The 13,504-nt window shown below is 37.3% G+C and carries 17 protein-coding genes; 14 read left to right on the plus strand and 3 right to left on the minus strand.

What is annotated here, in order from left to right; translation table 11 throughout:
• Positions 1 to 2: 2 nt before the first annotated feature.
• Entirely contained in the window at positions 3 to 242 is a 240-nt protein-coding gene (locus J7E67_RS20770) for a hypothetical protein (RefSeq protein WP_088088697.1), read from the minus strand.
• A 323-nt stretch (positions 243 to 565) separates the two neighbouring features.
• Between J7E67_RS20770 and J7E67_RS20775 the strand changes: the two genes are divergently transcribed.
• From J7E67_RS20775 to J7E67_RS20820, 10 genes are all read left to right on the plus strand, one after another.
• A complete protein-coding gene (locus J7E67_RS20775; protein WP_098931751.1) occupies positions 566 to 760 on the plus strand; it encodes a twin-arginine translocase TatA/TatE family subunit in 195 nt (64 codons plus the stop codon).
• Positions 761 to 930: 170 nt separating this feature from the next.
• A complete protein-coding gene (gene tatC, locus J7E67_RS20780; RefSeq protein WP_168244829.1) occupies positions 931 to 1,674 on the plus strand; it encodes a twin-arginine translocase subunit TatC in 744 nt (247 codons plus the stop codon).
• Positions 1,675 to 1,898: 224 nt separating this feature from the next.
• Positions 1,899 to 2,150 carry a DUF2535 family protein gene (locus J7E67_RS20785; RefSeq protein ID WP_214712498.1) on the plus strand — a complete coding sequence of 84 codons (252 nt, stop codon included), beginning with the start codon at positions 1,899 to 1,901 and terminating at the stop codon, positions 2,148 to 2,150.
• 135 nt (positions 2,151 to 2,285) lie between these two features.
• A complete protein-coding gene (locus tag J7E67_RS20790) occupies positions 2,286 to 3,128 on the plus strand; it encodes a DegV family protein (protein WP_214712501.1) in 843 nt (280 codons plus the stop codon).
• A gap of 129 nt (positions 3,129 to 3,257) precedes the next feature.
• Positions 3,258 to 4,775: a spore germination protein gene (locus tag J7E67_RS20795; RefSeq protein ID WP_214712503.1), complete on the plus strand. Its 1,518-nt coding sequence runs from the start codon at positions 3,258 to 3,260 to the stop codon at positions 4,773 to 4,775.
• 11 nt (positions 4,776 to 4,786) lie between these two features.
• Positions 4,787 to 5,908, plus strand: a complete 1,122-nt coding sequence (locus J7E67_RS20800; RefSeq protein WP_214712504.1) for a GerAB/ArcD/ProY family transporter — start codon at positions 4,787 to 4,789, stop codon at positions 5,906 to 5,908.
• A complete protein-coding gene (locus J7E67_RS20805) occupies positions 5,892 to 7,058 on the plus strand; it encodes a Ger(x)C family spore germination protein (RefSeq protein ID WP_214712506.1) in 1,167 nt (388 codons plus the stop codon). The genes J7E67_RS20800 and J7E67_RS20805 overlap by 17 nt, the downstream gene beginning before the upstream one ends.
• A gap of 81 nt (positions 7,059 to 7,139) precedes the next feature.
• Entirely contained in the window at positions 7,140 to 7,718 is a 579-nt protein-coding gene (locus J7E67_RS20810; protein ID WP_214712508.1) for an SCO family protein, read from the plus strand.
• Between the two features lie 111 nt (positions 7,719 to 7,829).
• Positions 7,830 to 8,654, plus strand: coding sequence for an SGNH/GDSL hydrolase family protein (locus J7E67_RS20815; protein WP_214712512.1), 825 nt, complete (start codon positions 7,830 to 7,832; stop codon positions 8,652 to 8,654).
• Positions 8,655 to 9,233 carry a YpmS family protein gene (locus J7E67_RS20820; protein ID WP_214712513.1) on the plus strand — a complete coding sequence of 193 codons (579 nt, stop codon included), beginning with the start codon at positions 8,655 to 8,657 and terminating at the stop codon, positions 9,231 to 9,233. It abuts the gene before it with no gap.
• 29 nt (positions 9,234 to 9,262) lie between these two features.
• Here J7E67_RS20820 and J7E67_RS20825 read toward each other — a convergent pair whose 3' ends face one another.
• Positions 9,263 to 10,015: a DUF4397 domain-containing protein gene (locus tag J7E67_RS20825; protein WP_214712516.1), complete on the minus strand. Its 753-nt coding sequence runs from the start codon at positions 10,013 to 10,015 to the stop codon at positions 9,263 to 9,265.
• Between the two features lie 343 nt (positions 10,016 to 10,358).
• Here J7E67_RS20825 and rsgA point away from each other — a divergent pair, with 343 nt between their 5' ends.
• The 3 genes from rsgA (at position 10,359) to msrB (ending at position 12,584) form a co-directional block, all read left to right on the plus strand.
• Entirely contained in the window at positions 10,359 to 11,426 is a 1,068-nt protein-coding gene (gene rsgA / locus J7E67_RS20830; protein WP_214712517.1) for a ribosome small subunit-dependent GTPase A, read from the plus strand.
• A 236-nt stretch (positions 11,427 to 11,662) separates the two neighbouring features.
• Positions 11,663 to 12,154, plus strand: a complete 492-nt coding sequence (msrA, locus tag J7E67_RS20835; RefSeq protein WP_374102943.1) for a peptide-methionine (S)-S-oxide reductase MsrA — start codon at positions 11,663 to 11,665, stop codon at positions 12,152 to 12,154.
• A complete protein-coding gene (gene msrB / locus J7E67_RS20840; RefSeq protein WP_214712519.1) occupies positions 12,144 to 12,584 on the plus strand; it encodes a peptide-methionine (R)-S-oxide reductase MsrB in 441 nt (146 codons plus the stop codon). Before msrA ends, msrB begins: the two co-directional genes overlap by 11 nt.
• A gap of 21 nt (positions 12,585 to 12,605) precedes the next feature.
• On the opposite strand, the gene J7E67_RS20845 is transcribed toward msrB, so the two are convergent.
• Complete coding sequence (locus J7E67_RS20845; RefSeq protein ID WP_214712520.1) at positions 12,606 to 13,196, minus strand: DUF502 domain-containing protein; 591 nt, start codon at positions 13,194 to 13,196, stop codon at positions 12,606 to 12,608.
• 118 nt (positions 13,197 to 13,314) lie between these two features.
• On the opposite strand from J7E67_RS20845, the gene J7E67_RS20850 reads away from it, so the two are divergent.
• On the plus strand, positions 13,315 to 13,446 hold the full coding sequence (locus J7E67_RS20850) for a YjcZ family sporulation protein (protein WP_214712521.1): 132 nt from the start codon (positions 13,315 to 13,317) through the stop codon (positions 13,444 to 13,446).
• The last annotated feature ends 58 nt before the right edge of the window (positions 13,447 to 13,504 follow it).

Raw genomic sequence — 13,504 nt, forward strand, 5'->3', positions numbered from 1 at the left:
TATTAGAAATAGGATCCATTTAATTCGTAATCTGCTAATTTAGCTAGCATACCCCTAAATTCATGTGGATGGCAAAATTCTCTTTCGTTGAAATGTGTTTTAACCCAGCTTATTAGTTCCAGTGGGCTATTAAAATATTCCCCACTACGATCGCTTTTACGAATGGTGTATCTTCCATTATCATCATCAAGTGTTACCTCCACAGGAAGAGCCCCATCATAACTGCAAAGTGAAAATTCCATCCTCATCACATCCTATCCTTATTATTTGTCATTTTGAAAAATATATGTTATTAATGATCCAATTATATTCAAATAAAAGAAAGTTATCAAAATATTTTAATAATTCTATAAACGCATTTAATCATTGACTTCGTTAGTTGTAATTGTTAAATTGTCATTAGTAATTAATAATGTGATACGAAAATGCTATATATCACTATTGTTTTACTTTTTCTAGATATTGTGAATTTACTATGAATTATTGCATATAACTAACTAAAAACGAATTTTCGGTACTATAATCATAGTAGATATAATACAACAATTAAAGGGGATGTAAATCCATGTTTTCTAATATCGGTATACCAGGATTGATTTTGATTTTAACACTTGCATTGATTATTTTTGGACCTAAGAAACTTCCGGAAATTGGCCGCGCCTTCGGACAAACATTAAAAGAATTTAAAAAGTCAACCCGTGAACTAACAGACGATGTTATGAAAGACATTGATGAAGAAAAGAAAAATTTGATTAAATAAGGTGTGAGATTTTAAGTCTTACACCTTTTTCTTCTCAGGGTTTAACCTATAAAAGCGCATGAAAACTTGTTCATCTTATTAAAACAATGGCACCATTTCGTTTAGAGTCAACTCTATGAGCGATATATACGTGCACATCTTTAACCTTTTGAAATTGGCAGGGGAAGTACATGGATGATAAAGAATTAAATTTAGTTGATCATTTAGAAGAACTACGCAAAAGAATTATTGTATCTGCACTTGCGTTTGTAGTCTTTTTTATCGCCGGTTTTATTTATGTAGACGATATCTATAAATGGTTTGTTGGAAATACAAAACTGATGGTTCTCGGACCAAGTGATATAATGTGGATTTATTTCATGCTGGCAACTGTTGTAGCTGTGGCGGGTACTATTCCAGTTCTCGCTTTGCAAATTTGGCTATTTGTTAGACCAGCATTAAGACCGATAGAAAGAAGAATAACGATTTCTTATGTTCCGGCTTTATTTTTCTTGTTTATCATTGGTCTTGCCTTCGGCTATTTTATTATCTTTCCGATGGTTCTAGACTTTTTGGTGAATATGGGAAAAGATATGTTTGTCACAAACTTCACTGCCGAAAGATATTTTAGCTTTATCATGAATATGACCTTGCCATTCGGGGTACTGTTTGAGCTTCCAGTCGTCGTTATGTTTTTGACTTCACTTGGCATCATTAATCCGTTTGTTTTAGCAAAAATTCGTAAATATGCGTATTTCGTTCTGATTATTATTGCAATCGTTATTACACCACCAGACTTTATGTCTGATTTTGTGGTAACCTTGCCACTCTTGCTCCTTTATGAAATTAGTATTAATTTATCGAAGTTTGTCTACCGCAAACGCTTGAAAAAGCTGCAGGAAGAAGACAAAGAAGATGAGGTAGTCGAAGCATAAATGGAATGCAAAAAGACCTTAAGAGATAAAACACCTTAGGGTCTTTTTTTGTTGTTGTACGAATATATTTAACTAACTAGATGAAAGACCTGTTTTTTATGTATTTTAAGTATCAACATATTAATAATTCATAAATATTTTTTTAATCCAAGCATATTTAGACACATTTCGAGGACCAAAGAGTGTATAATATACTCAAACGGGTGAAAAAGAGGATTGATATTTTGTTATTCAAAAGCCTAGAGTTCAAAAATGTTGTTGGACAGAAGGTTAAAGTCATGGACATTCCTGTATTGGAGGAAGATAGCACTTATAAATTTATGATCCAAGTCCGTTTACAGACGTATGTTACGTCGCTTTACAACGAAAAAAACTTGAAAAAATGCTACTCCTTTAAAGATTATTTGAAAAAGGTCATGAAGTGGCCAGATTATGAACAATTGTTTAAAGTTGGAGAATTAAAGAATAACGCTTAATGCCATTCGAGCACCGCAGGGTATCCCCCAGCGGTGCTCTTTTATTTTAAAAAACATGAAAAGTGATGGATGTTATTCCTTTCAATAGTAGTTAACGGTATAATACATAGCAGTACTGTTAGGGAAGTGATTGTTATGAACAAAATTAAAATTGTAACCGATTCAACAATGGACATGCCGCTAGAAATGGCCGAAAAACTGGGTATAGTGGTTGTGCCATTGTCCGTAACGATAAATGGTGAATCTTACTTAGACAGAGTGGAAATTGATGCAGCTGAATACATAGAAGTAATGAAAAAATCCGTGGAATTACCGAAAAGTTCCCAACCTTCTGCGGGTACCTTTCTTGAAGTTTACAACCGGCTTGGGGAAGAAGGCTATGAGGTATTATCAATCCATATGACAGGCAAAATGAGCGGAACGGTTCGATCTGCTGAGAGTGCAGCCCAAATGACGAAAACGAAAGTTACAGTCATTGACTCGATGTTTATCTCGATAGCCCTCCAGTTCCAGGTAAAGGAAGCAGCGGAAATGGCCTTGCAGGGTAAGAGTATGGACGAAATCCTTAACCGGCTTGATAGGGTGCGCGAACATACAAAATTGTATATTATGATAGATACCCTTGAGAACATGGTGAAGGGTGGACGGATTGGTAAGGGCAAAGCCTTTATTGGTTCATTATTAAATATCAAGCCGATTGCCTCGCTTGAAGGCGCGGAATACAATCCTGTCGCCAAGGTTCGCAGCCATACACAGGTGGTTAAATATATGGCCAAGCAATTTGCGGAGGATGTCCAAGGAAAAACGATATGTGGTGCTGGCATTGTTCATGCGGAAGCATACGAATTATCCTCTAAACTGAAAAAGGCAATTACTGAATTAACTGGGTATAAAGATATTTCGATTGATTACACGGGTCCTACGATAAGCACTCACACTGGACCGGGGACAATTGCCCTCATGTATTATTTTGAATAAATTTATCAGACGAAGGGTGTCAGGCACCATGTGAAGTTTTCACATGGTGCCTGACACCCTTCTTTTCTTTTGGTTAAAATTAGCGTTTTTGGTAATGATAAAAAAAACTGAATGGTTAAGGTGTTGCCAATGTTTAAGCGAAGATCAGAAAATAAACAGTCTGAAGATAAAAAACCTCATAGTTTAAATGTGGACGATCTAAAATCAGAATTGAAAGCAGAGATAGGCGATTGTTCAGATCTGAATTTTCGGACCTTAAAAAAGAATGGTAAAAAGATTATCTTTTGCTTTTTAAGCAGCCTTATTGATAAAACAAGCTTTGATGAATTTGCATTATTACCCGTTCAACAAAATACACAAGTTGAATGGACCACCGAGAGTCTTGCTCAAATATTGCCGATTGCAGAAATCTCTGCAGCCAATCAATTAAAAGAAATCGTTTCAGCCTTAATAGAAGGAAAAACGTACATTTATGTGGATGGTGAACCTTACGGGATCCTTGCAAATGTCGGAACAACTGTTGAAAGATCCCTTGAAAAGGCAGAAACCGAGTCCCTTGTTTATGGTCCAAAGATTTCTTTTACAGAATCACTTATTGGTAATTTAAATATTATTAGAAGTAATTTGAAAGATCCACAATTGTGCATGGAGGATATCACGATCGGAAAAAGGGTGAAAACACCTGGAAAGCTTGTATATATTAAGGATATTGCGGATGAAGATAATGTGAATACCTTTCGCCAAAGAATTTCAGAGTTAGAGTATGATTACATCCCGGATACTACGGTTCTTGGCCAATTGATAGAGGATAATAGTTGGACGATATTCCCGCAAATCATGTCAACTGAACTACCAGATCGAGTCACCCTATCCTTAATGAGGGGGAGGGTTGCCGTAATGATGGATCGTTCTCCATCTGCTATTTATGGACCAACACCCTTCCTTAGTTTCTTTGAATCAACCGAAGATGTTTACATGCGTTGGAATATGGGTTTTTTCTTAAGAATGCTTCGAATTATTTCTATTTTTTTATCGATATTATTGACCCCGGCCTATGTGGCTGTATTGACTTATCATTATGAAGTCATTCCATCAGCACTGCTAATTTCGCTTGGTCAATCGAGGGCAAATGTTCCGTTCCCACCAGTACTAGAAGCCCTTCTTTTAGAATTTGTTATCGAACTTTTAAGAGAAGCCGGGGCAAGGCTGCCAACCAAAGTAGGTCAAACAATGGGTATTGTTGGTGGTATTGTAATTGGTCAGGCAGCGGTACAAGCAGGGTTTACAAGTAATATTTTAATAATCATCATCGCACTTAGTGCGCTAGGTTCCTTTACTTCACCAAGCTATATAATGGGTACCGCCGTTCGGATGATTCGTTTTCCAATTATCGTTTTAGCAGGTATATGGGGGGGAATTGGAATTATGCTATCATTTTGTTTTGTTCTCATTCACCTTTTAAGATTAACTACAATTGGGAGACCCTATCTCATGCCAGTCTATCCCTTTAGGTGGAGGGACTTAGGATACAGTATTATCAAATTTCCGGCTCAATTTTTATCTTACAGGCCATTAACGAACCGTCCGGTTGACAACGAACTTTTTCCAAAACGAAAAGGTGTTGAAAAAAAGGATGTAGATGAATAGGGGCGGTCAGGATGAAAGTGAATTTGCAGCCAAAGGAAGGATTATTGATTAATGCATTCCTAGTCATGTTTTTTATTAATGCTGCTCAAACTGGCGTAGGAATTGTTGGATTACCGAGGATTGTATTCTTGGCAGCAAAACATGATGCTTGGATATCTGTTTTTCTCGGGGGAGTCTTATCAGCCGTTGTCTTAGCGATGATAGTTTTAATGCTGAAAAAATATGATAGTGCTGATTTATATGGAATCCAGGTAGATGTACTTGGAAAATGGCTTGGGAATGCCATGAACATTTTTTATATGCTTTATATGACCTTAAGTTTTTTTGTCATCCACATGAATTATATTGAAATTGTTCAAGTATGGATTTTTCCTGACTTACCAACATGGCAACTCTCTCTTGCGCTAATCCTTTTAACAATCTATGCCGTTAATGGCGGCATTCGTATCATAGTCGGAGTTGCTTTTATTTCTGTAGTAGGGACTCTTTGGATGATCTTTATCCTTATCGTGCCGATGCAGTATGCAGACCCTAAGAATCTGCTTCCTCTTTTAAATACAGATTTGAAGCATATTGTGAATGGTATACATAAAACATCCTTTTCGCTAATGGGCTTTGAACTACTTATGTTCTTATATCCATATGTGAAAGATAAAAAAAAGGTTTTTCTGTACTCGCAATTAGGGAATTTATTTACAACAATTCTTTTCACGTTGATTACAATGATATCCATAACATTCTTTGCTGAAAATGGGTTGGCTCGGACTATTTGGCCTGTCTTATCAATGTTTAAAATCGTTAGGTTACCAAACTTAGAACGGTTTGAATTTATTGCCGTTTCTTTTTGGATGTTAGTCATCTTGCCTAACATGTGCTGTTATTTATGGGCTGCATCTAAGGGATTTAAGCGGATCATAAATTGGAAACAAAATCATGGGATATGGATCCTTGGCTTCCTTGTTTGGGTGGGTTCATTCTTTATCAAAGCAAGGTATCAAATGGGTGAAATGACTGATTTTGTTGCTCATCTCGGCTTTTTATCTGCCTTCTGTTATCCTGTACTTCTTTCAGTGCTCGTTTTGGTTAAAAAATGGTTCCTAAGGAGGAAGAAATCAAGTGCGGAAGCTTCATAATAGCAGACATAGACTATTGTTGGTTTGGTCGATGACGATAGTTATCAGTGCTGGTTGTGTTGAACAAAAGCCTCTTGAAAAATTAGGACTAATTACAACCTCAGGGTATGATATGGAAGGGACAAATCAAATTAGAGGAACGGTAGTCGTTCAAAAATTTGATCCGATGACCCAATCTGCCACAAAAGTAATCACTTCTGTGGCAAAAACAAGCAAAGGATTAAGACAACAAGAAAATCTTCAATCAAACCAAAAGCTTGTTTCTGGTCAGCTCCGTTCGGTTGTCTACAGTAGAGAGCTTGCCAAAAAAGGAATTATCCAGCTTGTCGACACGTTGAATCGTGATGCCGCCATTGGGAACATGGTCTATTTAACGATTGCTGATAAATCCGCTTCAGAAATTATGGAAATAGAAACTAATAATAAAGGGAGACTAAACCTTGGTACATATATGTATAATTTAATTAAACAAAATGTAGAGGGTGAACAAATTATTTCCCCGACCCTGCATGAGTTTAACCATAATTATTATGATATTGGGAAGGATCCTGTTCTTCCTATCCTTAAAATTAAGGGGAAAGATGTTATTATTTCTGGTGTGGGTCTTTTTAAAGATGACCGTTTAGTTGATGAATTAAAGCAAGGGGATCTTTTTTATTTAAAAATATTAGTTGATAAATATAAAGCTGGTACAAAAGAAATGGGGTATAAGACAGATCAATTAAAAAAAATTATCTTAAAAAATGAAAATTACATTAACAAACCAATTTTCAGTAAAATATATGTCAGCATTGATAACATTCGGAGTAAGACTAAAATTAAATTAGTCGATAAAAAAAACCTCCGTTTTAGAGTGGATGTAGAATTAGATTCAAGGGTATTAGAAATGACCGAAGCCTTAGATTTAGGTAAACCAGAATCAGTAAAGTTTCTTGAAAAAAAGTTCGATGAGACGATGAAAAAGAAAATAGAAGGGTTACTTCTTCATTTTAAGAAACTAGATATTGACCCAATCGGTTTTGGAAATGAATACGAAGCCCATTTAAGAGGCAAAACGATCACGAAGGAGGAGTGGGACAGGAAATATAAGGACGTTACCTTCGATGTCCATGTAAAGAATACGATTGAACGAACAGGTGTAATCGATTAACAAACCAATTCCTTTCTTCTTTTTCAAATCTTTGTTAAACTATTCACGATATGGAATAGAAAAAAGGTTGCAGGTGATGGTATGAAAGCTCGGTTTTTAGTAGTGGTCTTAGTTCTTACAACACTCATTATGTCGGCATGTGGACAAAAAGAAATAGAAAATTCCGTCGACTGGCCAATTAAGGACTTTACAGCTACAAATCAAGACAATAAATCCTTTGGATTAAAGGATTTAAAGGGTAAGGTATGGATTTCAGACTTTATTTTTACAAGCTGTGCAGATGTTTGTCCCCCGATGACTTCTAACTTGACAAAATTACAAAAAATGGTCAAGGATGAAGGCTTGAAGAATGTTGAATTGGTCTCCTTCAGTGTCGATCCAGTTGTCGATACCCCTGAAGTATTAACCCGTTATGGGGAACAATTCCAAGTGGATTTTAAAAATTGGACCTTTGTGACTGGATACTCGCAGGAGTTTATTGAAAACTTCGCCCTGAAAAATTATAAAGCACTTGTCAAAAAACCTGTCGAGGGTAATCAAGTGATTCATGGGACCTCTCTATATTTAGTAGACCAAGAAGGACATATTAAAAAATCCTATGATGGTTACAAGGATGTTCCCTTTGATGAAATAATTCATGATATGAAAGCATTACAATAGACCTTCGGACAGGTCTATTTTTTTTGGCAGGAATAGGATATAGTACATATTGTTTTGAATGATTCAAGCCGTGTTATAATAATTATAATTTAGAAGGCAGGTGAATTTAAGATGAAAAAGCTCTTCCCCCTTCTAATTCTCACGGTATTATTCCTTTGTTCTTGTAATCAAGTTGACCAATGGGCGTTACATTCTGAAAAGAAAACAGCTGCACAGGCATTTGCACAAGTTCCCGCTGACTTCGTCCCCCGCAAATTAACAGTTTTATCAGCAGGCGATTCACTTACCCAAGGGGTAGGTGATAGTACAAACAAAGGCGGCTACTTGCCATATTTAGAAACAATGCTTGAAAAAGAAAAAGGTATAAAAGAAGTTGATTTCTATAATTATGGCGTAAAAGGTAATCGGACAACTCAACTTTTAAAACGATTGAAAACGCCAGAAATGAAAGCTGTGATACAAAAGACAGATCTTGTTATTCTAACGATAGGTGGAAACGACATAATGAAAGTCGTCAAGGACAATATTGAAAACCTTCAACTTTCCACGTTTACCACCGAAAAAGAATCCTATCGAACTCATTTAAAGCAAATTATCGAGGTTATCATTGAGGAAAATTCCCATACCCAGGTTGTATTAGTGGGGTTATATAATCCATTTTCTAAATGGTTTTCAGAAATTAAAGAGTTGGATGAGATTGTTGCTGATTGGAATAAGGCTGGTCAAAGGGTGGTTGCTAATTACCCCAATGCCTATTTTGTCTCGATAGAAGACATGTTTTTAAATTCTAACGAAAATTTATTATTTACAGATAATTTTCATCCAAATGACAAAGGCTATGAGTTGATTGCGCAAAGGTTGAACAAGACATTAGAAGAACAAGTATTACCTGAATTGGACAAAACGCCATATATGGTCAATACAGAGGAGAATTAGATGAAAAACAAATGGAAAATTGGATTCCTGCTGTTGATAGGAATCAACCTATTGTTCGCTATTGTTATGTTGTCGCTGGTCATGTTCCCGTCGGATGGCCGGCAAACGAGCAAATTGAATGTGCCAATGGGTGAACATGTTTCCTTTCATGTTAATTCAAATAAGAATGATTTAAATAAACTCATCAATCATTATTTAAAGGAAGAGGCCGCTGATTCACCGATTGATTATCGAATCATTTTGGGAGATGAGGTTGAATTATATGGTACCTTGCCCTTCTTTAGTGAGGAATTGAATATGAGGTTAACCTTCGAGCCTAAGGCACTTGAAAATGGTGATTTGGTTTTAAGTCAGAAATCAATGACAATCGGCAGTTTACATCTCCCCATTTCGTACGTCCTAAATTTTATTAGCAAAAATTATAAGATTCCAAAGGGAGTCGACATAAGACCTAAAGATAAACTTATTTATGTTAATATGCAACAGTTAAAACAAAAAAGTGATATAAGAATAAAGGCAGATATATTTGATTTAAAGAAGGATGATATTACCTTTACGATTTTAGTACCAGTGAAATAGGCGCCTCATCACTAGGAGGCACCTGTTTTTTATTCCTTGATAGTGATGAATTGGAATTCTGGTTGACCATTGGCTAAGCCAATAAAAACAATTGTGTAGCTTTCATTCGCCATAAATTGAACCTTCGGCAGGGGTAGAAGTATGGTCTTACTGCCAGTTGCCCTTGCTTCCAAATCGACTGTCATCGGTGTTAACCCTAAATATTGGGTTGCCTGCTTATAAGAAACATTTGGGAAAATCACATCTCGGTCTTTGACTGCAATATCTAGTGGCGAAGTATCTGGTGATAAGTGGATAAAGCGAACCTTCGATTCATTTCTTGGTACTGATGGTTGATTCTGAAACACGAGCAGGCGCAATTTCTTAACAGAGTCAATTGCAGCAAGTGTATAGGATTTTCCAGGTTCAACAGTAATCGTTTTATTTAAAACGCTGTCCACCATGTTTCCCGTTGGGTAAATGTCAATATGATGTTTTCCAGCAGGTAATGACAGAATCATACTTACCTTTTTAAATGGTAAGTCCCTTATCACTCGTTTCCCGTCTATATAAATATCAATGTTCGGGGAATCTGGGGAGGTGTGAAGGAAACGCACCTTCGCTTGTAATTGTATTGGTTGGGAATTGGTACGCATGAAGTTCATCGCTTTATTCATGTATTTTATATGTTTTAAATAATACTGCATGTGTAAGTTTGGAAATGAGTATTTATAAAATTGAGCTAACAATTCATACATCGCCGCTTTTTGAAGATAATCGGAATGAGTTCTTTTCTCGGACATTTTATCAACTCCTATCTAATGGATTACACCATAATTTATTCAAGCTTAAATAGGTAGGTGTCTAACTTATATCGCAGTAATTTGGAAATTTTTCATTTTTTATTTACAAATGGGAATATTACACATATACTGATAACAAATATGATTGAAAGTGGGTGAAGTGCAATGGCAATTGAATCGATGATTCCAAACCGTAATTTGAATATTGTTGTTTGCACAGCCCAAAGATTTTCCTGTTAGGGACCCTTTGTACCCTATATTCCATTATGCGAATAAAACCATGGGCTGTGTGTGCCTATGGTTTTTTATTATGAAAAAATAATGATTCGCTGGAGGAATAAAGATGAATTTAGAAGCAATGGGTTTAAATGAAACTGTAAAAAATGATTTTCATAAATTAAATACAAATGATGAGATGATTCTTGGCCGTGTGGCACTCGAGCACAAACGAGTGTATAGGGTGTGGACAGAACAGGGTGAATTATTATGTGAGGTATCGGGCAGGTTTAGCTTCAATGCCCTTAACAGAGAGGACTTCCCAGCTGTAGGTGATTGGGTTGCGCTAATGCCGAGGAGTAACGAAGGAAAAGGCACCATTTTGGCCATCATGCCGCGAAAAAGTAAGTTCTCGAGAAAATCAGCTGGTCTTACCGCACAAGAGCAAATCATTGCGACCAATGTCGACACTGTCTTTCTCGTAAATTCACTGAATGAAGATTTGAATCTAAGAAGAATCGAACGCTACCTTTTGCTTGCTTGGGAAAGTGGGGCAAACCCAGTTATTGTTTTAAGTAAGGCAGACCTTTGTCAGGATCTCGATAATATGCTGGCTGAGGTTGAAGCGATTAGCTTTGGTGGGGTTCCAGTTATTGCAGTAAGTGCCGAAACGATGACCGGATTTGAGGAACTAGGACCTTTCTTGAAGCCAGGAAAAACAATTGCCTTGCTTGGTTCTTCAGGGGTTGGGAAATCGACTTTAACGAATCGTCTCTTAGGTGAGGAGAAACAGCTAGTTCAGGATATTCGAATGGCAGATGATAAAGGGCGTCATACAACTACCCACCGTGAACTAATCCTTCTCCCGAATGGCAGTGTTTTGATTGATACCCCAGGAATGAGGGAACTGCAGCTTTGGGAAAGCTCAGACGGTTTAACAGAGACCTTTTCAGAAATTGAAGAATTAGCTACCCAGTGTCGCTACCGAGATTGTCAGCATAAGAATGAGCCCGGCTGTGCTGTGGTGAAGGCAATTGAAGAAGGAGTGGTTGCGGCTGAGCGGCTGGCAAGCTACAACAAGCTGCAAAAGGAGTTGGCGTTTATCGAAAGGAAAGCTGATAAACGTGCACAAGCAGAAGTTAAAAAACAATGGAAAAATATAAACAAACAGATGAAGCAGCGAAAGAGCTATTAAAATAGGAAAGGCTGAACAAGTTAGGTCGATGTCGACCGTGACTTGTTTAGCCTTTTATTATTGTCTAGCTCCAGGCCCAGCGTTTAGAGGACTCCGCCCTTCTTTCAGTCAAGAGATTTTATTTTTCCTAAAACATTCTGTATACTCATACTCAAAGTGAAATAAAGTTAAAGGGGTGTGGGAACTTGGAAAAAACAAATCAAGTTGCAACGTTTGCCGGCGGCTGTTTTTGGTGTATGGTGAAACCATTTGATGAACAGCCCGGAATTAAAAGTGTTATTTCAGGCTATACAGGGGGAACCGTAGAAAACCCGACATATCAACAAGTTTGTACGGATACTACGGGCCATTTTGAAGCCGTCCAAATCACCTATGATCCAGAGATTTTTCCTTATGAAAAACTATTGGAGTTATTTTGGCAGCAAATTGACCCAACCGACCCGGGCGGCCAATTCTATGATCGAGGGCAATCGTATCAAACGGCAATTTTCTACCATGATGGCACACAAAAAAGGCTTGCCGAACAATCCAAGCAAGAACTACAAGAAAGCGGCCGTTTTCACAAACCGATTGTTACACCAATCTTGCCAGCACAGACCTTTTATCCGGCTGAAGAATATCATCAACAGTACTATAAGAAAAATCGGACCCATTATGAATCCTATCATGTAGGCTCGGGTCGCGCCGGCTTTATTCAAAGTCATTGGGGGGAGAAAAATGAAAAATAAGGATGTAGAACAGTTAACAAAGGAATTAACACCGATCCAGTATGAAGTCACACAAAATAATGGCACAGAACCCCCGTTTCGAAATGAATATTGGAATGAAACGAGAGAGGGGATTTATGTAGATCTTGTTTCTGGGAAGCCGCTGTTTAGTTCGTTGGATAAATTCGATGCCGGCTGCGGCTGGCCAAGCTTCACTAAACCGATTCAAGACGAAGAAGTGATTGAAAAAGCTGATTTCAGTCATTATATGACTCGGACAGAAGTAAGGAGTAAATCAGCCGATTCCCATTTAGGTCACGTCTTTAATGACGGACCAGACCCAACTGGATTGCGTTATTGTATCAACTCTGCTGCGTTACGATTTATTCCAAAAGATGAACTCGAAAAGGAAGGATACGAGGAATTCACGAAACTTTTCGGAGAAAAATAAAAAGCCGCGATTGCGGCTTTTTTATTTTACCTTTTGTTTTGAGCTTGAAGTCATTCCGCCCGATAAGACAAATTTCATTGCTTCCTCGGGTTTGACGTCGATAATTTCTACTTGTTCCTTTGGTATAAGAAAGGTAAACCCGGCCACCTGGAATGTTTGCGGGATATAGACAGCCACATGGTCCTTTAGAGGAGAATAAAATTCCTCTAATTGTTCAGAAGTAATAAACCCCAGGCTGCGCATTTCTGTTCCTGGGATAACAACCAGGGCGACCTTAGAGAAAGATTTTTTCTCGCCAAGAAAGGATTGGACGGTGTCTTTAATAACAGAATAGATGGTTTTGACAACTGGAATCTTGTCTAGAAGAATATCGATCAAGCGGATGATTTTCCCCGATATATATTTCGTAGATAGCCAGCCTAAAACAGTAATTAAAATGATGGTTGTTAGTAAGCCAATCCCAGGGATATAATCTTCCTTTAAATAAGGCTTCAGTGTGTTACCTAGTAAACCGTCTAAGAATAGAAACGTTTTGTAAATGACATAGATCACAAGGATGATAGGAACAATTGTTAAAATACCGTTAATAAAGTTTTTCAAAATGGATTTCATCGTTTCACCTACAATTTTTATCATTGTATTACATAATATAGGCGAATGCACATACGGGTCAAGTACCTACTACATAAAGTAACAGTGTTAAGAAACAATTTCGTGAGGAGTGAAGTGTATGTATTACGGACATGGTGGTTGTGGTTACCCTGCATACCCTGTAGGAGGTTGCGGAATCGGCAGTGGATTTGCGTTAATTGTTGTCCTGTTTATCTTATTAATCATTATCGGGGCAAGCTGGGGCTATTAAATTATGAAATAAAGGCTGACTCAAAACGAGTCAGCCGTTTCTATTTTATATAATTTTC

This window comes from Bacillus sp. ISL-46 (assembly GCF_018613205.1).